The 20259-nt window shown below is 73.6% G+C and carries 19 protein-coding genes; 8 read left to right on the top strand and 11 right to left on the bottom strand.

Annotated features, from left to right (window positions below; genetic code table 11):
* Positions 1-413 precede the first annotated feature (413 nt).
* Both AQJ58_RS14485 and fxsA read left to right on the top strand, forming a co-directional pair.
* The gene (locus AQJ58_RS14485) at positions 414-1364 is read left to right on the top strand and encodes a polyprenol monophosphomannose synthase (RefSeq protein ID WP_234360053.1); all 951 of its coding nucleotides are present in this window, start codon (positions 414-416) and stop codon (positions 1362-1364) included.
* 46 nt (positions 1365-1410) lie between these two features.
* Positions 1411-1950, top strand: coding sequence for an FxsA family membrane protein (gene fxsA, locus AQJ58_RS14480; RefSeq protein ID WP_067249877.1), 540 nt, complete (start codon positions 1411-1413; stop codon positions 1948-1950).
* A 115-nt stretch (positions 1951-2065) separates the two neighbouring features.
* On the opposite strand, the gene AQJ58_RS14475 is transcribed toward fxsA, so the two are convergent.
* The 4 genes from AQJ58_RS14475 to AQJ58_RS14460 form a co-directional block, all read right to left on the bottom strand.
* The gene (locus AQJ58_RS14475) at positions 2066-2440 is read right to left on the bottom strand and encodes an RNA polymerase-binding protein RbpA (RefSeq protein ID WP_055637205.1); all 375 of its coding nucleotides are present in this window, start codon (positions 2438-2440) and stop codon (positions 2066-2068) included.
* A gap of 278 nt (positions 2441-2718) precedes the next feature.
* Positions 2719-4077 carry an MFS transporter gene (locus AQJ58_RS14470; RefSeq protein ID WP_067249874.1) on the bottom strand — a complete coding sequence of 453 codons (1359 nt, stop codon included), beginning with the start codon at positions 4075-4077 and terminating at the stop codon, positions 2719-2721.
* A 54-nt stretch (positions 4078-4131) separates the two neighbouring features.
* Entirely contained in the window at positions 4132-4899 is a 768-nt protein-coding gene (locus tag AQJ58_RS14465; protein WP_067249871.1) for a glycerophosphodiester phosphodiesterase family protein, read from the bottom strand.
* Complete coding sequence (locus AQJ58_RS14460) at positions 4896-5600, bottom strand: membrane protein YczE (RefSeq protein ID WP_067249868.1); 705 nt, start codon at positions 5598-5600, stop codon at positions 4896-4898. The genes AQJ58_RS14465 and AQJ58_RS14460 overlap by 4 nt, the downstream gene beginning before the upstream one ends.
* Before the next feature lie 64 nt (positions 5601-5664).
* On the opposite strand from AQJ58_RS14460, the gene AQJ58_RS14455 reads away from it, so the two are divergent.
* The gene (locus tag AQJ58_RS14455; RefSeq protein ID WP_067249865.1) at positions 5665-7164 is read left to right on the top strand and encodes an SCO1417 family PLP biosynthesis transcription factor; all 1500 of its coding nucleotides are present in this window, start codon (positions 5665-5667) and stop codon (positions 7162-7164) included.
* A gap of 636 nt (positions 7165-7800) precedes the next feature.
* Here the strand turns inward: AQJ58_RS14455 and AQJ58_RS14450 are convergent.
* Entirely contained in the window at positions 7801-9369 is a 1569-nt protein-coding gene (locus tag AQJ58_RS14450; protein ID WP_067249862.1) for a P-loop NTPase family protein, read from the bottom strand.
* Between the two features lie 52 nt (positions 9370-9421).
* Positions 9422-9616 carry a hypothetical protein gene (locus AQJ58_RS14445; protein ID WP_055638461.1) on the bottom strand — a complete coding sequence of 65 codons (195 nt, stop codon included), beginning with the start codon at positions 9614-9616 and terminating at the stop codon, positions 9422-9424.
* 276 nt (positions 9617-9892) lie between these two features.
* Between AQJ58_RS14445 and AQJ58_RS14440 the strand changes: the two genes are divergently transcribed.
* The 5 genes from AQJ58_RS14440 to AQJ58_RS14420 all read left to right on the top strand — a co-directional run bounded on the left by AQJ58_RS14440 (position 9893) and on the right by AQJ58_RS14420 (position 15625).
* On the top strand, positions 9893-10300 hold the full coding sequence (locus AQJ58_RS14440) for an ankyrin repeat domain-containing protein (protein WP_067249859.1): 408 nt from the start codon (positions 9893-9895) through the stop codon (positions 10298-10300).
* 330 nt (positions 10301-10630) lie between these two features.
* The gene (locus AQJ58_RS14435; RefSeq protein WP_067249856.1) at positions 10631-12052 is read left to right on the top strand and encodes a HEAT repeat domain-containing protein; all 1422 of its coding nucleotides are present in this window, start codon (positions 10631-10633) and stop codon (positions 12050-12052) included.
* Positions 12053-12279: 227 nt separating this feature from the next.
* Positions 12280-13407, top strand: a complete 1128-nt coding sequence (locus AQJ58_RS14430; protein WP_067249852.1) for a glycosyltransferase family 4 protein — start codon at positions 12280-12282, stop codon at positions 13405-13407.
* Between the two features lie 131 nt (positions 13408-13538).
* The gene (locus tag AQJ58_RS14425; protein WP_067250879.1) at positions 13539-14726 is read left to right on the top strand and encodes a glycosyltransferase; all 1188 of its coding nucleotides are present in this window, start codon (positions 13539-13541) and stop codon (positions 14724-14726) included.
* Positions 14723-15625, top strand: a complete 903-nt coding sequence (locus tag AQJ58_RS14420; protein WP_067249849.1) for an SGNH/GDSL hydrolase family protein — start codon at positions 14723-14725, stop codon at positions 15623-15625. The genes AQJ58_RS14425 and AQJ58_RS14420 overlap by 4 nt, the downstream gene beginning before the upstream one ends.
* Positions 15626-15688: 63 nt before the next feature.
* On the opposite strand, the gene AQJ58_RS14415 is transcribed toward AQJ58_RS14420, so the two are convergent.
* The 5 genes from AQJ58_RS14415 to AQJ58_RS14395 are packed head-to-tail and all read right to left on the bottom strand — an operon-like array spanning position 15689 to position 20161.
* Entirely contained in the window at positions 15689-16558 is an 870-nt protein-coding gene (locus AQJ58_RS14415; RefSeq protein ID WP_067249847.1) for a 5-oxoprolinase subunit C family protein, read from the bottom strand.
* On the bottom strand, positions 16555-17199 hold the full coding sequence (locus tag AQJ58_RS14410) for a 5-oxoprolinase subunit B family protein (protein WP_067250876.1): 645 nt from the start codon (positions 17197-17199) through the stop codon (positions 16555-16557). Before AQJ58_RS14410 ends, AQJ58_RS14415 begins: the two co-directional genes overlap by 4 nt.
* A gap of 2 nt (positions 17200-17201) precedes the next feature.
* Positions 17202-17960, bottom strand: a complete 759-nt coding sequence (locus AQJ58_RS14405; RefSeq protein ID WP_067249844.1) for a LamB/YcsF family protein — start codon at positions 17958-17960, stop codon at positions 17202-17204.
* 48 nt (positions 17961-18008) lie between these two features.
* Positions 18009-18863: a putative hydro-lyase gene (locus AQJ58_RS14400; RefSeq protein ID WP_067249842.1), complete on the bottom strand. Its 855-nt coding sequence runs from the start codon at positions 18861-18863 to the stop codon at positions 18009-18011.
* Positions 18860-20161 (bottom strand): MFS transporter, encoded by a 1302-nt coding sequence (locus AQJ58_RS14395; RefSeq protein WP_067249839.1) that lies wholly within the window; start codon positions 20159-20161, stop codon positions 18860-18862. Before AQJ58_RS14395 ends, AQJ58_RS14400 begins: the two co-directional genes overlap by 4 nt.
* Positions 20162-20259: the final 98 nt, after the last annotated feature.

Below are 20259 nucleotides of genomic sequence, written 5' to 3'. Positions count from 1 at the left end.
CCGGACGCCCCGCCGCAGAACGTCCGCGCACTCGCGGCGGCGCCGCTGGGTCAGGGACGGTGTGCCGCACCGGGGCACCGCCACTGGCAGCCAGGCTCAGCGCCAGCGCCGCAGCGAGGGAACGTTCCGTCCGGCCGGGGAGGTGTGACCCGGATGGGGCCCGGGCGCTCAGTAGACAACGGCTTTCGGTCGACCCGCAGCCAGCGGGCCCCAGGTCGGCCCGAAGGGCGCCGGGCCCCATCCGCAGCACGCTTTCGACGCATCCGGTCGGGGTACGTTCGTACATACAAGGCCAAATGTTTCTTCTTACCCCGCTCTTGGGGAATCGACACCACCATTCGATCGTCCTGTCACGTCATCGCAGGCGGTGGCCACTATGGTGGTGGCCTGCGTACGGACACGAAGGGGCAGCAGTGAACGACGGCGACGGGACCCTCGCGGCACAGAGGCGGGGGAGGCAGTTCGGCCCGCTCGGCACCGCCTTGGTGATCATTCCGACCTACAACGAGGCGGAGAACATCAAGGGCATCGTCGGCCGGGTGCGCGAGGCCGTCCCCGAGGCCCATGTCCTCGTGGCCGACGACAACAGCCCCGACGGCACCGGCAAGCTCGCGGACGAGCTGGCCGCCGCGGACGAGCAGGTCCGGGTCCTGCACCGCAAGGGCAAGGAGGGCCTCGGCGCCGCCTACCTCGCCGGCTTCCGCTGGGGCCTGGAGAACGGCTACGGCGTCCTCGTCGAGATGGACGCCGACGGCTCCCACCAGCCCGAGGAACTGCCCCGCCTGCTCACCGCGCTCAAGGGCGCGGACCTGGTGCTGGGCTCCCGCTGGGTGCCGGGCGGCCGGGTCGTGAACTGGCCCAAGTCCCGCGAGTACATCTCCCGCGGCGGCAGCCTCTACTCCCGCCTCGCCCTGGACCTGCCGCTGCGCGACATCACCGGCGGCTACCGGGCCTTCCGGCGCGAGACCCTGGAGGGCCTCGGCCTGGAGGAGGTGGCCTCCCAGGGCTACTGCTTCCAGGTCGACCTCGCCCGCCGCGCCATCAAGGCGGGTTTCCACGTCGTCGAGGTCCCGATCACCTTCGTCGAGCGTGAACTCGGCGACTCCAAGATGAGCCGGGACATCCTCGTCGAGGCGCTGTGGCGGGTCACGGCGTGGGGCGTGGGCGAGCGCGTGGGCAAGATCACGGGCCGTGGCGCCGACCCGTCCGAGCCGGCGCGGACGCGGGCCGAGGCCTCCGCCCCGGCCGCCCAGGCTTCGGTCCCGGCGGCCAAGGCCGCAGCCCCGGCAGCCCCGGCCGCTCCGGCCACCCCGTCCGCTCCGGAGTCCGGCGAGGCGGCCACGGAGCCTCCCCACGAGGGCTGATCGCCCTTTTATGCCGCTCTGAGCCGGGTCCGGGCACACTGGGAGCATGACGACTGGCGCTCCGATCCCGACCTACCCCGTTTCCGGCTCCGGCTCCGACTCCGCTCCCACCCGCCCCCGGCGCTCGCGCCTGCGGACGTCCCTGCCGCTCGGGCTCGCCGCCTGGCTGGTTCTGGAGATCTGGCTGCTGTCCACGGTCGCGGCCGCGACGAGCGGGTTCGTGGTCTTCCTGCTGCTCGTCGCCGGTTTCGTCCTCGGTTCCGTGGTCATCAAGCGGGCGGGCCGCCGCGCCTTCCGCAACCTCAACGAGGCTCTTCAGCGAGGCGGATCCCCCTCGAAGGGCTCGGGCAACGGGCTGATGATGCTCGGCGGCCTGCTGCTGATGATCCCGGGCCTGATCTCCGACGCCGTCGGCCTGCTCCTGCTGCTCCCGCCGGTCCAGAAGGCGATCGGCGCCTACGCCGAGCGCAAGTTCCTCGCCGCCGCGCCCCCCGGCTCCCTGGGCGACGCCTTCCAGCAGGCCCGCATCCACCGCCCGGACGGCAAGGTCGTCCAGGGCGAGGTGATCAGGGACGAGCAGAAGTAGGTAGGGGAGCCGAGGGGACGGGCAGAACTGAGCAGCACAACGACCGCGGGCGCCGTACGTATCTCACGTACGGCGCCCGCGGTCATGTGCGTGCGCGGAAAAACCGGCTTCTCCGCTAGGCCGACTTGCGGCTGTCCCGGGGATGCACCGCAAGGTTCATCGCCCCGGACCGCAGAACGGCCAGGCGCTCCTCGAGGACCTCTTCGAGTTCCTCGCGGGTCCGCCGCTCCATCAGCATGTCCCAATGCGTACGCGCGGGCTTGGCCTTCTTCTCCTCAGGGCCGTCGCCGTCCACGAGGAGTGCGGTGGCACCACAGACCTTGCACTCCCACTCCGGCGGGATCTCCGCCTCGACCGAGAAGGGCATCTCGAACCGGTGCCCCTTCTCGCATGCGTACTCCACGGCCTGGCGCGGGGCCAGGTCGATACCGCGGTCCGTCTCGTAGCTGGTCACCACGAGGCGCGTGCCGCGAAGAGCTCGCTCACTCATGAATCGTGCCTCCCGGGCTTGTCGCCCACAGGACAGGTGTCGCTGTCGTCGTCGTCCGGTCAACGTCCGGTCGGCGGTAAAGATTCCCGTTCCGAGTCCCGTTCCGGGTCCTGCGTCGCCGTCGTAGCCGCAGCCTTGTCAACCAGTGCAGTACCCACCGGCGCCCGGTTTGTCACATCTGCAAGGAGATGTCACCCAGCGTTTCGGCATCTTTGACGCGCAGTAACGGTACGCCTGGCAGGCCAAACGCGTACACTACAGCCCTTTCGCGTTGAGCGCTAAATCTTCTCGGGCACCGGATTTCCGGCGGCCCCGATCGCCCGTCGCACCGGAACCCGCGCGAGCAGCACGAACCCTATGACGAAGAAGGCCACCAGGGAGATGATCGCGTCCCGGTAACTTCCGGTGAACTGGTAGGTGATCCCGAACAGCAGCGGCCCGAGCCAGCTCATCCCGCGGTCGCTCATCTCGTACGCGGAGAAGTACTCGGCCTCCTTGCCCGGCGGCACGAGGTGGGAGAACAGGGACCGGGACAGCGCCTGGCTGCCGCCGAGGACCAGCCCGATCGCGGAGGCGAGCAGGAAGAAGCCCACCGGGGCCCCGGCCGGCAGAAAGTACCCCGCCCCGAGGGTGAGCGTCCAGGCCACCAGCGAGCCGAGGATCGTCCGCTTCGCGCCGTACGTCCGGGCCAGCCGCCCCATACCGAGGGCGCCCGCGACGGCCAGCACCTGGACCAGCAGGACGGCGCCGATCAGGGTGGACTGGTCGAGGCCGAGCTCCTCGGAGCCGTAGACCGACGCCTGGGAGATCACCGTCTGGATGCCGTCGTTGTAGATGAGGTAGGCGAGGAGGAAGGAGAGGGTGAGGGGGTGGCGGCGCATGTCGCGGATCGTCGCCACGAGCTGGCGCAGCCCCGGAGCCGTCGCCTCCCGCGGGACGGCCGGTCCGGTCCGGCTCCGGTCGCGCAGCCGCCGCAGCGGGATGATCGCGAACCCGCCCCACCACACACCCGCCGAGGCCAGACAGATGCGCACGGCCGTCGACTCCGAGACGCCGAAGGAGTCATGGGCGAGATAGAGGACCAGGTTCACGATCAGCATCAGGGAACCGGCCGCGTAGCCGAAGGCCCAGCCCCGCGAGGAGACCGCGTCGCGCTCCTCGGGCGGGGCGATCTGGGGGAGGTAGGAGTTGTAGAGCATGGTGCCGACCGACATGGACGCGTTCGCCACGACCAGCAGCGCCCCGCCGAGCAGATAGCGGTCGCCGCCGAGGAAGAACATGCCGGTGGTCGCCGTGGCACCCACGTAGGCGGTGACCCCGAGCAGCCGCTTCTTGCGGCCGGTGCGGTCGGCGGCGGCGCCCACCAGGGGCATCACGACCACCGCGAGGATCACCGACAGGGAGACGGAGTACGCGAAGAACGACCCGGCCCGCACCGGTATGCCGAGCGGGTGCACGTACCCGTCGGCGTCCGCCGCCTCCTTGGCGACGGACGTCAGATACGGCCCCAGGAACACGGTGAGCACACTCGCCGAGTAGACGGAGCACGCCCAGTCGTAGAAGTACCAGCCGCGCTGTTCGCGCCGCCGCTCGGCGGCCTCGTCGGACGCCGCCGTCCGCACGGTGTCGGTGCCCACCCGCGCCCTCGCTTCCCGCTGGTGCGAAGGCGTGCGATGACGGTGTGCGGCGGGTCAGACCCAGACGCCCCGGTCCTCCATGACCTTGCGCAACGTGTCGATGTGATCGGTCATGATGCCATCGACTCCTAGGTCCAGGAGCCGGTGCATGGCATCGGGATCGTTGATGGTCCACACGTGCACCTGCAAGCCCCGCGCATGCGCGACCCGGACGAAACGCCGGTCCACCACCTGGATGCCCGACTGGGTCTCGGGGACCTGCGCGGCCACCGCCGAGGGCCGCAGCGCCGCGGGCACCCCCCAGGACCGCAGCCGCAGATTGAGCACACCCCAGGTGCCGTACGACGTCGCCAGGCGCGGCCCGGCCAGCCGCTGGGCGCGCACGACCCGGGCCTCGGAGAACGAGCCCACGCAGATCCGGTCCCAGGCGCCGGTGCGCGCGATCAGGTTGAGCAGGGGGTGCAGCGCCGGTTCCGCCTTGATGTCCACGTTCCAGCGCACCTCGGGAAAGGTCTCCAGCAGCTCCTCGAAGAGCGGCACCGGCTCCCTGCCCGCCACGCGCGCGTGCCGTACGTCCGCCCACGGGAGGTCGGCGATCCGGCCGGCGCCGTCGGTGACCCGGTCCAGCGTCCCGTCGTGGAAGGCGACGAGCTTGCCGTCCCGGGTGGCGTGCACATCGGTCTCGATGTAGCGGTACCCCGTCTCCACCGCGCGCCGGAACTGCGCCACGGTGTTCTCCAGACCGTCCGCGGCCCCGCCGCGGTGCGCGAACGGGATGGGCCCCGGATGGTCGAGGTAGGGGTGGCGTATGAGGGTGGTCACCTGCGCAGTATCACCCCATGGGGTGTCCCCGTGGCAACGACCGCGCTGCCGTCGGATGCCTTCGGAACGGCGAACGCCCGCAGGAAGAACTGGGCGAGGGGACCGATGGACAGCGCGTAGAGCAGGGTGCCGACGCCGATGGTGCCGCCGAGCGTGAATCCGGTCACGACGACGGCCACCTCGATCGCCGTCCGCATCAGCCGGATCGAGCGGCCGGTGCGCCGGTGCAGGCCGGTCATCAGGCCGTCGCGCGGACCCGGCCCGAAGGCGGCGGTGATGTACAGGCCGGTGGCCACGCCGTTGAGCAGCACCCCGGCCAGCAGGAGAGGAACGCGCACGGCCAGGGCGTGCACCTCCGGCACCAGGGCCAGGGTGCCGTCCATCGCGAGACCGACCACGAAGACATTGGAGACGGTGCCGAGGCCGGGGCGCTGGCGCAGCGGGATCCACAGCAGCAGCACCACCGCGCCCACGGCGATCGACACGACTCCGATCGTCAGACCGGTGAGCTCGGCCAGGCCCTGGTGCAGGACGCCCCACGGCTCCAGGCCCAGGCCCGCCTCGACGAGCAGTGCGGCGCTCGCGCCGTACAGGGCGAGCCCGGCGTACAGCTGGAGCAGTCGGCGGACGAGAGGTCCCCTCGCGGACCGGGGCGGCGTGGACAAGGGAGGCTCCCTGGTGGTGGTAGTGGCCTGACGCATGACACTCTGTGGCTTGGAAGGAATCGGCATCCATGGCCAATTCGAGGAAGGTGGACTGGTAACCATGGCGCAGTGGACCTCCGCGGTGGGGGCCGCCCAGCTCGCACGACTGCTCAAGTCCCAGCAGGACCGCCCGGCCGGCCCCGGCACCCGGCGTCCGCCCGCCTACCGGGCGCTCGCCGACGGGATCCGGCTGCTCGTCCTGGAGGGCAGGGTGCCGGTGGCCGCGCGTCTGCCCGCCGAACGCGAACTGGCCCTCTCCTTCGCCGTGAGCCGGACGACCGTCGCCGCCGCCTACGAGGCGTTGCGCGCGGAGGGCTTCCTGGAGTCCCGCCGCGGGGCGGGCAGCTGGACCGCGGTCCCGGCCGGCAATCCGCTGCCCGCGCGCGGGCTGGAGCCCCTGCCGCCGGAGGCGCTCGGCTCGATGATCGACCTGGGCTGCGCGGCCCTCCCGGCACCCGAGCCGTGGCTCACCCGCGCCGTCCAGGGCGCGCTCGAGGAACTGCCTCCGTACGCCCACACCCACGGCGACTATCCGGCGGGCCTGCCCGCGCTGCGGGCGATGATCGCGGACCGCTACACCGCGCGCGGGATCCCGACGATGCCCGAACAGATCATGGTGACGACCGGTGCCATGGGCGCGATCGACGCGATCTGTCATCTCTTCGGCGGGCGCGGCGAACGCATCGCCGTCGAGTCGCCCTCCTACGCCAACATCCTCCAGCTCATGCGCGAGGCGGGGGCCCGGCTGGTGCCCGTCGCCATGGCCGAGGGGCTCAGCGGCTGGGACCTGGACCGGTGGCGCCAGGTGCTGCGCGAGGCCGCGCCGCGGATCGCGTACGTCGTCGCCGACTTCCACAACCCGACCGGTGCCCTGGCCGACGAGGACCAGCGGCGGCGGCTGGTGGAGGCCGCCCGGTCGGCCGGGACCGTGCTGGTCGCCGACGAGACGATGACCGAGCTGTGGCTCGACGACGACGTGGAGATGCCGCGGCCCGTGTGCGGCTTCGATCCCGCCGGGTCGACGGTGATCACGGTCGGTTCGGCGAGCAAGGCGTTCTGGGCGGGGATGCGCATCGGCTGGGTCCGGGCGGCACCGGACGTCATCCGCAGCCTGGTCGCGGCCCGCGCCTACGCCGACCTGGGCACCCCTGTCCTGGAACAGCTCGCGGTGAACTGGCTGTTCAGCACCGGTGGCTGGGAGCAGGCTGTCGATCTGCGGCGGGCCCAGGCCCGGGAGAACCGGGAGGCGCTGGTCGGGGCGCTCCGGCGGGAGCTGCCCGACTGGGAGTTCGCCGTCCCGAAGGGCGGGCTGACGCTCTGGGTGCGGGCCGGGGGCCTGTCCGGCTCGCGCATCGCCGAGGCGGGCGAGCGGGTCGGGGTCCGCGTCCCGTCCGGCCCGCGCTTCGGGGTCGACGGCGCCTTCGAGGGCTTCGTCCGCCTCCCCTTCACGGTGGGCGGCGCGGTGGCCGACGAGGCGGCGACCCGCCTGGCGGCGGCGGCGAAGATCGTACGGAGCGGGGGGACGGCGGGAACCGAGCCACCCCGCACGTTCGTGGCCTAGGCGGCCGGCCGGGCCTACGTCCACTGGCCGCCGGCTGCGGCGACTTGCGCCGCTGCTGGGTCGGCGTCCGCCTCCGGTAGCTGCGGGCCCTCGTGGCGCTGGGGCGGGGCCCACCTTCGGTGGCTGCGGGTCATGGTGTGGCTGGGGCGAGGGCCATCTGGCCTCTCGCCGGCTGTGGCCATCTGTGCCGTCGGGTCGGCGTGCGCCTCTGGTGGCTGCGGGTGATGGTGTGGGCTGGGGCCGGGGTCCGGCCGGCTGCGGCCATCTGTGCCGCTGGGGCGGCGTGCCCTCACGTGGCTGCGGGTGATGGTGTCGCCGGGGCCGGGGCCCCCTCCGGCTGGCTGCGGCCATCTGGGCTGCCGGGTCGGCGTTCACCCCGGGTAGCTGCGGGTCATGGTGTGGCTGGGGCGATGGCCGCCTCCCCCTTGCTGCGGCCACCCCTGCCGCTGGGCCGGCGTTCACCTCCGGTAGCCGCGGGCACCCCTGCCGCTGGGGCGAGGCCCACCGGACCTCGTGCCGCTGGGGCGGTGCGGGTGGGTGGGTGGGTGGGTGGGGCGGTGCCTTGCCGGCGGGCGAGTGGAAACCAGGCCCTCCGCCGACGGGGGTGCGGGTGAGTGAAACCGGCCCCGCCCCCCTCTACGCCTCGGCCACGGCAGCCGCCTCCACGGGTACCGCCACCGGCTCCGCGTCCGCGGGAGTGCTCCGTGGCGGCAACAGCGCCAGAACCGCCTGCCGCTGCGCCTCACTCGTCGCGTCGTCGTACGGATCCGGAGTGGCCGGTACCTGAAGCCGGTGCACCGGCCCCGCCCCCAGCCGCGCGTACCCCCGCCCCGGTGGGACCTGCTCCACGGGCGTGGTGTGGGGGGGAGCCCCGAGGACCGCGGCAAGCCGCCCCGCCGACGCGGGCCCGAGCACGACCCGCGCGCGCGTGTGCTGCCGTACGGCGTCGCTCAACAGGTCGAGGCTGTCGAACTGTTCGGCCACGACCACGGTGACCGAGGCCGCGCGGCCGTGCCGCAGCGGAACCTGGAGCAGGGACTGCGGGTCCTCGCGGCCGTCCGCCTGTGCGAGCGGGGTGAAGGCCGTGGGCCGGTCGAGGAGGATCCACAGCGGACGGCGGGTGTCCTCCGGCGGGGTCTGCCCCGCCTGGCGGGCCTGGTTGGCCGCGATCAGACGGCGCTCGGTCTCCTGGGCCGCCCACTCCAGTCCGGTCAGCGCCCCCGCGAGCGCGACCTCGACGCCCAGGACGCCGTCCCGGCCGGTGAGGCAGGCGTACTCGCCGGTGCCGCCGCCCTCGACGATCAGGACGTCGCCGTACTGGAGGGCCTGGAGTGCCAGGGAGCGCAGCAGGGTGGAGGTGCCGCTGCCGGGCTGGCCGACCACCAGCAGATGCGGCTCGGTCGAGCGGGCGCCGGTGCGCCAGACGACCGGGGGGACGTCGCGCTGTTCCGCGCCGTGGGTGAGCGGGAGCGTGCGCTGGACGCGGGTGGGATCGGTGAAGCCGAGGACGGCCTCGCCGGGCGCGGTCACGAACCGCTGGGCGGCGATGTCGGTGGGGAGCGGGGCGAGGACCCCGACCGTGAGTTCGTTGCCCTCCTCGTCCCAGGTGAAGAGGTACTCGCGGCCGCGGCCCGACTTCGCGGTGAGCAGCAGCTCGACCCGCGCGCGGTGCTCGGCCTCGCCGTCCGGGAAGTAGGCCGGGTAGCGGATCACGAGGTGGGTGACGCGGCCGGCACCGTCGAACTCGTACGCCGGGAAGGCCTTCTCCCACTCGCCGCCGTGGGCGTAGAGGGGAGAAGGGTCCTCGGCCGTCGAGAAGTACGGGACCAGGGCCTCGTACAACGACTGGAGCCGCTGGGTCTGCGACTCGTCGGGGCCTTCGGGATCCGGTGGGGTACGGTCCCGGCCCTGCCAGGCCGCCGCCGCCATCAGGGTGATGACGGCGAGCAGCGGGCCGTACGGCACGAGTACCACGACGAGGATCACCGAGGCCGCCAGGAACAGCAGCGGGCCGCGCCTGTCCTTGGGCGTCTCGGCCCATCTGCGCAGGCCGGCCGAGGCCAGCCGGCGCAGACCGCGCGTGATCGTGATCAGTGGTTGGAGGACGTCGGTGGCGCTGTCGGCCGCCGTCCGGGCCAGATCCCGGCTCCGGGCGAGCTGCGCGGTGCCTGTGCTCGGGATGCGGGGGAGGGGGCGCCGGGCCACTGCTGTCTCCTGATCGTGCGTACGGAAGGAACGGTCGGCGGGAGGGGCGGCGTCAGAACTTGATGCCGCCGAGCAGGCCGGCCAGGCTCTCGCCGCCCGCCTTGATGCTCGGGGCGATGGCCGTGCTCGCCAGGTAGAAGCCGAACAGCGCCGAGACGCAGGCGTGCGACGCCTTCAGTCCGTCCTTGCGGAAGAAGAGGAAGACGATGATGCCGAGCAGGACGACGCCTGACATGGACAGGATCATTGGGGATCTCCTGGTTCGCGTGGGGACAGTCACCATGAGTACTTCCAGGATCACAGGATGTATCCATACGATAAAAGGTGCAACTGGATGATTTACGGTGCATTCCACCCCCATGGCGGAGCAATTGCTGGGCCGCCTGAGCAGGAGAACTGCGGCGAACGGGTCGCTCCGTGATCTTTGCCTCGGACGGGACCGCCCATGTGCGGCACGAGCCAGTACCCTGGCGATTCACCTGAACGGTTGAGTCGAGCTGTGAGTGAGAGGCGGTCCAGGCCGATGACTGAAGCCCCCGACCCCGGGGTCGTGGAGCTGGCCACCAAGATCTTCGATCTGGCCCGGCAAGGGCGGACCGAGGAACTCGTGGCATATGTGGACGCGGGCGTTCCGGCGAACCTCACCAACGACCGCGGCGACTGTCTGGTGATGCTCGCCGCCTACCACGGCCACGCCGACGCGGTACGGGCCCTGCTGGCCCGTGGCGCCGAGGCCGACCGGATCAACGACCGGGGGCAGACCCCGCTCGCCGGGGCCGCGTTCAAGGGCGAGACGGGCGTGATCAAGGTCCTGCTGGAGGCGGGCGCCGACCCGTCCGCGGGCACCCCCTCGGCCGTCGACACGGCCCGGATGTTCGCCAGGGCCGAGTTGCTGGAGCTGTTCGCGGCCCGGCCGGCCGGCGGCTCCTAGCCGTCCACCGACGGCTTGCGATCAGGTCATATGAAGTTTTTGAGCAGGTAAACGGACGACCACGGGGGAGGCGGTACAAGGCCGCCGGAAATATCGGTCGCGGCAGGCAGAAGCGCCGGGTCATCATGACGACGTGATTCACGGACGTGAGGGCTGGGCAGGTGTTGCCGCACCGCGCGGGCCGTGATGCGGTCCGCATGGGCCACCGACGAGAGGCAGAGGAAGATGGTCTACAGCAAGCAGGAAACGGCGGGCGCCCCGACGTGTTGTCACGCGGCCAGGTAGTGCACGTCCCCGGTTGCGTCGACGCTTGATGTGAGGCTGTTTCCCATGTTCGATCCGGTCATAGCGCCCAGCGGTACCCTGCTCGGCCTCCTCCAGAGGGGCCGAGGCGACGGTACGCTGCACGCGCTCACCGCCCCGCGCGCCGAAGCGCTCGCGGCACTGAACCACTGTGTGCTGCGCGATCCCCGCCACGACTGGCAGGTGGAGAACCGCTCCCTCTACTACGCCCGGCTCTACCTCGACCTCAGCGGCGAGCTGGACGAGATCGAGGCGCACCTCTTCGACGTCGAGGACGCCTTCGACACCGAGGAGTCACGCACGGGCCTGGCCCTGGCCGTCCTCGGCCACCTGGCCTCCTACGGCCGGCGGGACGCCCTGGAGCTGCTCCGCCGGTACGCCACCACCGGCACCAACTGGGCCTGGGCCCTGGACGAGCTGGCCCTGCGCGACGACGACGCCGGACTGCGCGCCCTGGCCGCACCGGTGCTCGCGCGGTTCGCCACCGACGCCGAGGGCGAGGCCGAACTGGCCGCCGCCGTCCGGGACGCCTTCGAGCCACGGCCCTGGCGCCTGTGGGCCGAGGACCCCCGCGAATACGTCTCCACGCGTGTGCGTACCGCCCAGGAGGCCGGCTGTTTCGACCGCTGGCAACGCCAGATGAGTCCCAGCGGACCGCGCCCCGGCTGGAGCGTCCGCGCCGTCTTCGAATGGGCGCAACAGGGCCTGGAGCGCGGTGCCGCCCTGCACGTCCCCGCCGCCCGCTGCCTCACCGCCGTGGCCGGCCCCGAGGACCGCCCGGAGATCGTGCAGGCCGCCAAGGACGGCACCGACGGGGCACGCTGTACCGCACTGCGCTACCTCGCCGACTGCAACGACCCCGACGCCCTGACCCTCGTCGAGCAGGCCGTGACCACCGGCTCCACCGCCGTCGTGGACGCCGCCGTCGACGCCTTCGAACGCATGCGCAGCATCGCCGCCGTCGAACGGGCCCGCGGCTGGGCCCACCGGCCCGACGCCCTGGGCGCCGCCGCCGGACGCATGCTCGCCTGTCACGGCGGCACCATGGACAGCGACCTCGTCCTGGGCGCCCTGCGCGAGGCCGTACGCGGCGAAGGCTGCGACGCCGCCACCCTGTGGACCCTCGTCGACGGCGCGGGTCGCCTCGGCATCGTCTGCGCGGCCCCCGTGCTGCGCCACATCTACCGCGAGACGGCCTCCTCACATCTGCGCGGGCGCTGCGCCCGCGCCCTCGCCGCCACCGACCCCTCGTTCGCCACCGGCTTCGCCGTCGAATGCCTGTGGGACTGCGAGGAGGCCACCCGGGAGATCGCAGCCCGGCACGCCGAGACCGGCGACGCCCGCGTCGTCGAACGCCTCCGGCGGCTCGCCGCCGACCCCGCCGAGGAGGCCGAGGTCCAGACGGCCGTACGCAGCCGCATCGGACCGGACCCGGCGTCCGCGATGTAGCCCCTGGACCGGCCCGGCGCCGCCGGAGCGGCCGACGTGCGCCCGCCCGGTGAACACCGGATGGCCCAGGGGTCAGGCGGGCGTGGACACCGTCCGACCTGCTGGGGAACCGGCGGCGTGGGCCGTTCGGCGTGCGCCGGCGCACGCAGCGCAACGCTCATGGGACGTTTGTCGGCAGGAAAGATCCACGTTGACGCGGCCACGTCCAAGGCGGCGACAACACCGGTATGCGTGTCGTCATCGTGACCGAATCCTTTCCCCCCGACGTGAACGGCGTGGCCCACTGCGCGCTCCAGACCGCCCGGCACCTCGTAGATCGCGGTCACTCCCCGCTCGTCGTCGCACCGGCCACCGCCGCCGGTACCGGGCCCGACGCCTCGGCGCCGTGCCCCGTCGTCCGTGTCCCCTCCCTCCCGCTCCCCGGCTACCCCCAGGTCCGCGTCGCCCTCCCCAGCCGGCGTGTCGCCGCGGCCATCGCCGAGCACCGCGCCGACGTGGTCCACCTGGCCAGCCCCTTCGTCCTTGGTGTGCGCGGCATGACCGCCGCCGCGCGGCTCGGCATCCCCGCCGTCGCCGTGTACCAGACCGACCTGGCCGGATACGCGCGCACGTACATGGGCGTCGGCGAGGCCACCGCCTGGCGGCGCATCCGCTCCGTCCACGCCGCCGCCGACCTCACCCTCGCGCCCTCCAGCGCCGCCCGGCACGACCTGGAGACGCACGGTGTCCCCCGGGTCAAGCTGTGGCAGCGGGGCGTGGACACCGTCCGCTTCCGCCCCGAGCACCGTGACGAGACCCTGCGCCGCGAACTCGCCCCCGACGGCGAACTGATCGTCGGCTACGTCGGCCGCCTCGCCCCCGAGAAGCAGGTCGAACTGCTGGCCGGAGTGTGCGGTCTGGAGGGCGTACGGGTCGTGGTGGTGGGCGACGGGCCGAGCCGCGCCCACCTCGACGAGGCCCTGCCCCGCGCGGTCTTCCTCGGCCGCCGCACCGGCGACGATCTGGCCCGGATCTTCGCCTCGCTGGACGTCTTCGCGCACACGGGCCCCTTCGAGACGTTCTGCCAGACCGTGCAGGAGGCCATGGCCAGCGGTGTGCCGGTCGTCGCCCCCGCCGCCGGCGGCCCGCTGGACCTCGTCGCCCACGGCCGCACCGGTCTGCTCTTCCCGCCGCGCGACACGGCCGCCGTACGGGACGCGGTGGCTGCCCTCGCCGCCGACCCGGCGCTGCGCAGGGCGTACGGCGCCGCGGGGCGCGCCACGGTCGAGGGGCGTACGTGGGCCGCCGTCGGCGACCAGCTCATCGGCCACTACGGGGACGTGCTGGCGGCGCGCCGCCTGGTGGTGGCGGCATGACCGGCGGACCGGCCGACGGCGGCCTCACCAACGGCGTGAGCGGAGTTCCCGCCCGCGGACCGAACGGCGGACCGAACGGCGGGCTGGGCTGCGGGCCGACGGGCGGCGGGGGCGGGGGCGCGGTCGGCGGCATGGGTGGTGGCGTGGGCGGTGGAGTGCTCGGTGGGCCGCTGCGGATCGTCCGCCTGGCCAACTTCGTGGCCCCCGCCTCGGGCGGGCTGCGCACCGCGCTGCGCGAACTCGGCAAGGGCTACCGCGCGGCGGGCCACGAACCCGTCCTGATCGTGCCGGGCGAGCGGGCGAGCGACCGCGACACCGAGCAGGGGCGGGTGATCACCCTGCCCGGACCGCTGCTGCCCGGCACCGGCGGCTATCGCGTCCTCACCGACAAGCGCCGCCTCGCCCGTCTCCTGGAGGACCTCGCGCCGGACCGCCTGGAGGTCTCCGACCGTACGACGCTGCGCTGGACCGGCAAGTGGGCGCGGCGCGCCCGGGTCCCGGCCGTGATGGTCTCCCACGAGACCGCCGACGGGGTGCTGCGCACCTGGGGCCTGTCCGAGGCCACCGCCCGGCGCGCCGCCGACGCGCTCAACATCCGTACGGCGCACACCTACGCGCGCGTGGTGTGCACCACCGAGTTCGCCGAGCGGGAGTTCGTCCGGATCGGGGCGCGGAACGTGGTGCGTGCCCCGCTCGGCGTCGACCTCGTCGCCCGCCGTCCCTCGCTGTACGACGCGGGTGTCCGGGCCCGTCACGCGCGCGAGGACGAGATCCTGCTGGTCACCTGCACCCGGCTGTCCGTGGAGAAGAAGCCCGGTACCGCGCTGGACGCCCTGGAGGCGCTGGTGGCACGTGGTGCACGGGCGGTGCTGGTGATCGCCGGGGACGGGCCGCTGCGGCCGCGCCTGGAGCAGCGCGCACGCGAACGCGGCCTGCCGGTGACCTTCCTGGGGCATGTCGCCGACCGGGACGCCCTGGGCGCGCTCCAGGCCAGTGCAGACGTGTGCCTGGCGCCGGGGCCTGCGGAGACCTTCGGGCTGGCCGCCCTGGAGGCGATGGCCTGCGGGACGCCGGTCGTCGTGAGCGCGTCGTCGGCGCTGCCCGAGGTGATCGGCGAGGCGGGCGCGGTCGCCGCCGACCGGGGTGGTGCCTTCGCGGACGCCGTGGAGAGTCTCCTGGAGCGCTCCGTGCCGGACCGCCGGGAGGAGGCACGCGCGCGGGCGGAGTGCTTCGGATGGGGGACGGCCGTGGAGGCGTTCCTCGCGGCGCACGACGCGACGGTACGGGTGCGTTCCGTCGTGACCGGAGGGGTCGGATGAGACGCCTCCGCTTCGTCGCCCTCGGTGACTCCCTCACCGAGGGGGTGGGGGGCCCGGCCGGCGACGGCTGGCGCGGCTGGGCCGCGCTCCTCGCGGGCGGGCTCGCCGAGGACGCCGCGGGGTCCTCGCGGGCGGGCGCTGCGGGCCCTGCGGCGTCCGGCGGGGCCGTGGAGTTCACGAACCTCGCGGTCAGCGGCGCCCAGACGCGGGACGTGCTGGAGCGTCAGCTCCCGGCCGGGCTCGGGCTGCGGCCCGACGTGGTGTCGGTCGTCGTCGGCGTCAACGACACGCTCCGCTGCACCTTCGACATCCACGCCGTCGCCGCCCGCCTCGACACGGTCTACGCCGCCTTCGCCGAGCAGGGCGCGGTGCTGCTCACCGCGTGCCTGCCCGACCCGGGGGCCATGCTCGGCCTGCCCGGCGCCCTCGCCCGTCCGCTGGCCCGGCGCCAGCGCGCGGTCAACACCGTCGTCCACGCGCTGTCCGAACGGTACGGGGCCGTCCATCTGCACGCGGCGGAGGGCGCCTGGCTGACGGACCGCGCGATGTGGAGCGCGGACCGGCTGCACCCGGGCGAACGGGGACACCGGCAGCTGGCCGTGCGCTTCCACGCGCTGCTGGCCGAGGCGGGCCTCGCCACCGGACCCGCGCCCTCGCCCGAGCCGGAGCGCCCGGCGCCGACGACCTCCGCGAGCCTGTGGTGGCTGGCGACGGCGGGCACCGGCTGGGTGGCCCGGCGCTGCACCGACCTCCTGCCCCAGTTGCTTCGGCTGGCCGCCGACGAGATGCGCCACCGCGCGCGGGGGACGAGCGCCCGGCTCGACCTGCGGACGTCGGCGGCGGTCTCCGCGGCACTGACGGCGCTGTCCGTGACGGAACCGCACCCGGACGCTGCCTAGGGAGCCGCCTAGGGAGCCGCCTGAGGCGACGGCGCCGGTGCCGCGCTCCGGGCACCGGCGCCGTCACCGCCGTCGTACCGCCACGAAGCGGACCGGAGTGCCCGGTACCGCCTGGGCGGCGGCCGGGAGGTCGGCCGCGCGGACGACCCCGATCACCGGGTAGCCCCCGGTGGTCGGGTGGTCGGCGAGGAAGACCACCGGCTGGCCGTCGGGGGGCACCTGGACGGCGCCCAGCACCATGCCCTCGCTGGCCAGCTCGCCGGGCAGGGCCCGCTCCAGGACGGGGCCCTCGGTGCGCAGGCCGATGCGGTTGCTCGCCGGGGACACGCGGTACGCGCGCGTGGTGAAGACACCGACCGCCTCCGGCGTGAACCAGTCCTCGCGCGGGCCGAGCGTGACGCGCAGGACGAGTTCGGCCGGGGGAGCGGCCTGCGGGGCGACGTCCACGCGTGCGTGCGCCGAGGCTTCCGGGCCCAGAGGCAGGACCGTACCGTCCGTGAGGGGCGCGGGACCGAGCCCCGAGAGCAGGTCGGTGGACCGGCTGCCTAGGACCGGCTCGACGGTGAGGCCGCCGGACACGCCCACATAGCTGCGCAGCCCGGACACGGCCGGCCCGACGTCGAGGACCGCGCCGGCGGGTACCCGGACCGGCGCGCCCCAGGCGACCGGGCGCCCGTTCACCGTGACCGGGCAGGGCGCGCCCCCGACCGCGACGGTGACGGCGCAGCGGGGCCGCAGGGCGCAGCCGTTGACGGTGGTCTCCAGGACCGCCGCCCCGGGAGGGTTGCCGACGAGCCGGTTGACCAGCGCCGCGGCGGGCGCGTCGAGCGCACCGGAGCGCGGCACGCCGAGATGGGCGTGGCCGGGACGCCCCTGGTCCTGCACGGTGGTGAGGGCCCCCGCGCGGACCACCGAGAGAGCGCGGTCCGTCACCCGGCACCCACCGCATCCACCGCGTCCACCGCGTCCACCGCGACGAAACGCACGCGCGTGCCCGGCGAGAGCAGCGCGGCCGGCACGCGCGCGTGGTCCCACAGCACCATGTCCGTGCTGCCGATCAGCTGCCAGCCGCCCGGCGACGCACGGGGGTACACGCCCGTGTACGGCCCGGCCAGCGCCACGGAGCCGGCCGGCACCGCCGTACGCGGCGTGGCCCGGCGCGGGACGTCGTGGCTCGCGGGCAGCCCCGTCAGATAGCCGAAGCCGGGCGCGAAACCGCAGAACGCGACCCGGAACTCGGTCCCCGCGTGGATACGGGCCACCTCTTGGGCGGAGACACCCCAGTGGGCGGCGACGTCCGCGAGGTCGGGGCCGTCGTAGCGCACAGGGAGCTCGACCACCTCGGCGGCCCGCGGGGGAGCGGGCGGGATCTCGGCGGCCGTCAGCTCCGACGTCAGACGGACCGGGTCGGGCACGCCGTCCAGGAGTACCGTCCGGGCCGCCGGGACGATCTCCCGGACCGTCAGCAGCCCGGCCGCGCGACGCCGTACCAGCTCGGCGTGCAGGGACTCCGCCGCTGCGCCCGAGTCCACCTCGACCAGCAGGGCGTCGTCGCCGACGGGAAGGACACGCAGGCTCATGCGAAGGCCTCCACGCGCACCCCGGACTCCTCCAGCCGCCGCCGGACCCGGCGCGCCAGCTCCACCGCGCCCGGCGTGTCGCCGTGCAGGCACAGGGAACGCGCGCGTACCTCGATGACCGACCCCGCGGCGGAGGCGACCGTACCGGCACGGGCCAGGCTCACCGACCGCTCCACGACGGTCGCCGGATCGGTGACCACGGCCCCGTCCAGACCACGCGGCACGAGCGTGCCCTGCTCGGTGTACGCCCGGTCCGCGAACGCCTCGGTGACCGCCGGCAGACCCGCCTTCCGGGCCGCGTCCAGCAGCCGCGAGCCGGGCAGCCCCAGCACGGGCAGCGCGGCGTCGGCGAGGAGCACCCCCTCGACCACCGAGGCGGCCTGCTCCTCGTCGTGCACCACCCGGTTGTAGAGCGCGCCGTGCGGTTTCACGTACGCCACGCGCGCGCCCGCAGCCCGTGCGAAGACCTCCAGGGCACCGATCTGGTACGCCACCTCGGCGGCCAGTTCGGCGGGCGGCACGTCCATGGCGCGCCGCCCGAAGCCGGCCAGGTCCCGGTAGGAGACCTGGGCGCCGATCGTCACGCCCCGCTCGGCCGCCAGCTCGCACACCCGCCGCATGGTGGCCGCGTCCCCGGCGTGGAAGCCGCAGGCCACGTTGGCGCTCGTCACGACGGACAGCAGCTGCTCGTCGTCGGTGAGCCGCCAGCGGCCGAAGCCCTCGCCGAGGTCGGCGTTCAGATCGATCGCGCTCATGGTTCCTTCCTGATGTCCGGCTGTTTTGTGCTCTGGCTGCGCCCTGTCTCAGGCCACGCGGTACTGCTCGTCGCGCGTGTCGGTCAGGAACATCTGGCCCGGCGCGTGGGTGAGGGCGAACGGCGGGCGCGAGGCCATCACCGCGGCCTGCGGGGTGACCCCGCACGCCCAGAACACCGGGATGTCGTCCGGTTCGGCGGCCACCGGATCGCCGAAGTCGGGGCGGCCGAGGTCGTCGATGCCCAGCCCCACGGGATCGCCGCAGTGTACGGGGCTGCCGTGCACCGCCGGGAGCAGACTGCTCTCCCGGATGGCGGCGGCCAGATGCCGGGGCGGCACCGGACGCATCGACACCACCATCGGGCCGTGCAGTCGGCCCGCCGGCCGGCACTGACGGTTCGTCACGTACATCGGGACGTTGCGCCCCTGTTCGACGTGGCGGATCGGGACGCCCGCCCCGGACAGCGCCCACTCGAAGGTGAAACTGCACCCGATCAGGAACGACACCAGGTCCTCGCGCCAGTACGCGCGCACGTCCGTCGGCTCGTCCACCAGCTCCCCGTGCTCCCACACCCGGTAGCGCGGCAGGTCGGTGCGCAGATCGGCGCCGTCGGCCAGGACCGTCGTCCACGAACCGGCGTCGGTGACGTCGAGGACCGGGCACGGCTTCGGGTTGCGCTGGCAGAACAGGAGCATGTCGTACGCCCAGTCGGCGGGCACCGAGATCAGGTTGACCTGGGTGTGGCCCGCGGCGACCCCGGCCGTGGGGCCGGCCAGGCCCTCCCGGAAGCGGGCCCGGGCGCTTTCCGGGCTCCACGCGTGCGCGTGGTGGTCCACGAGGGTCAGCGGGGTGTCCCCCGCGGCGGCCGAGGGGCGGTCCTCGGTGAGGATCGGACGGTTCACTCCAGTTCCTTCCCACGCGTCTCCGGCAGCCCCAGCAGCGCCAGGGCGGCGATCCCGTAGCCGATCGCGCCGAACACCAGCGCGCCGCCCACACCCCAGCTGTCGGCCAGATAACCGACCGTGGTGGGGAAGACGGCGCCCACGGCGCGCCCGGTGTTGTACGTGAAGCCCTGCCCGGTGCCGCGCACGGCCGTCGGGTACAGCTCGCTCAGGTAGGACCCGAAGCCGCTGAAGATCGCCGACATGCAGAACCCGAGCGGGAAGCCGAGGACCAGGAGCAGGGCGTTGGCGCCGTCGGGGATGTGGGCGTACACCAGGATGCACAGGGCCGACAGCAGGGCGAACAGCCAGATGTTGCGGCGCCGGCCGAGCCGGTCCGTGAGATGGCCGCCGGTCAGGTAGCCGAGGAAGGCGCCGGAGATCAGGAAGCTCAGATAGCCGCCCGTCCCCACCACCGACAGTCCCCGCTCCGACTTCAGGTACGTCGGCACCCAGGTGGCCAGTGTGTAGTAGCCGCCCTGGACGCCGGTGGACAGCAGCCCGGCGAAGAGCGTGGTCCGCAGCAGACGGCCCCTGAAGATGGCCGGGAACGATCCCTTCCCCGCGCTCCGCTCGCGCGCGGCGGCCGCCTCCGGCGCGTCCTTCACCCGGCGCCGCACCCACACCACGAGCAGTGCGGGCAGCGCGCCGGTCCAGAACATCACGCGCCAGGCCACGTCGTCGTCGAAGAACGAGAAGACCAGTGTGTACACGAGCGCCGCGAGGCCCCAGCCGACGGCCCAGGAGCTCTGGACCGCGCCGAGGGTACGGCCCCGGTGCCGGGCGCTCGCGTACTCGGCGACCAGGACCGCCCCGACCGCCCACTCGCCGCCGAAGCCGAGTCCCTGGAGCGCGCGGAAGACCAGCAGCGTCTCGTAGTTCGGCGCGAAGCCGCAGGCGACCGTGAACACGGCGTAGGTGATCACAGTGATCATCAGTGCCCTGACCCGGCCGATCCGGTCGGCCACGACGCCCGCGGCGGCGCCGCCGATCGCGGACACGACCAGGGTGACGGTGGTGAACAGGCCGGTCTGGCCGTTGTCCAGGCCGAAGTACGCCGTGAGGGCGACCATGCTCAGCGGCAGCGTGAAGTAGTCGTAGGAGTCCAGGGCATAGCCGCCGAACGCGCCGGCGAAGGCCCGGCGGCCACGCGGTCCGAGGGCTCGCAGCCAGGCGAACGCCCCGTCGTCGGGGGCCTGTGCGGCGGTGACGGGGCGTCGGTCGTGGCTCGGGGCCCGGGGTGGAGGGGTCGTGCTCATGAGGCACCTCGCTAAGCGATGAAGGGTGCGGGGGAGTGAGCCGTGCCGTTGTCGTGGACAGGAAGGTAGAGGATCGTTGAACGATCCTTCAATACCCC

Origin of the sequence: Streptomyces sp. DSM 15324, assembly GCF_001514285.1 — a bacterium.
Lineage (GTDB): Bacteria > Actinomycetota > Actinomycetes > Streptomycetales > Streptomycetaceae > Streptomyces.
This window is presented reverse-complemented; position numbering and strand designations above follow the sequence as displayed.

Excerpts from the sequence above, each read along its gene's own strand:
- AQJ58_RS14420 (WP_067249849.1), top strand. The coding sequence starts at position 14,723 with ATGAGACGCCTCCGCTTCGTCGCCCTCGGTGACTCCCTCACCGAGGGG.
- fxsA (WP_067249877.1), top strand. The coding sequence starts at position 1,411 with ATGACGACTGGCGCTCCGATCCCGACCTACCCCGTTTCCGGCTCCGGC.
- AQJ58_RS14395 (WP_067249839.1), bottom strand. The coding sequence starts at position 20,161 with ATGAGCACGACCCCTCCACCCCGGGCCCCGAGCCACGACCGACGCCCC.
- AQJ58_RS14440 (WP_067249859.1), top strand. The coding sequence starts at position 9,893 with ATGACTGAAGCCCCCGACCCCGGGGTCGTGGAGCTGGCCACCAAGATC.
- AQJ58_RS14405 (WP_067249844.1), bottom strand. The coding sequence starts at position 17,960 with ATGAGCGCGATCGATCTGAACGCCGACCTCGGCGAGGGCTTCGGCCGC.
- AQJ58_RS14435 (WP_067249856.1), top strand. The coding sequence starts at position 10,631 with ATGTTCGATCCGGTCATAGCGCCCAGCGGTACCCTGCTCGGCCTCCTC.
- AQJ58_RS14430 (WP_067249852.1), top strand. The coding sequence starts at position 12,280 with ATGCGTGTCGTCATCGTGACCGAATCCTTTCCCCCCGACGTGAACGGC.
- AQJ58_RS14445 (WP_055638461.1), bottom strand. The coding sequence starts at position 9,616 with ATGATCCTGTCCATGTCAGGCGTCGTCCTGCTCGGCATCATCGTCTTC.
- AQJ58_RS14455 (WP_067249865.1), top strand. The coding sequence starts at position 5,665 with ATGGCGCAGTGGACCTCCGCGGTGGGGGCCGCCCAGCTCGCACGACTG.
- AQJ58_RS14475 (WP_055637205.1), bottom strand. The coding sequence starts at position 2,440 with ATGAGTGAGCGAGCTCTTCGCGGCACGCGCCTCGTGGTGACCAGCTAC.
- AQJ58_RS14425 (WP_067250879.1), top strand. The coding sequence starts at position 13,539 with ATGGGTGGTGGCGTGGGCGGTGGAGTGCTCGGTGGGCCGCTGCGGATC.
- AQJ58_RS14460 (WP_067249868.1), bottom strand. The coding sequence starts at position 5,600 with ATGCGTCAGGCCACTACCACCACCAGGGAGCCTCCCTTGTCCACGCCG.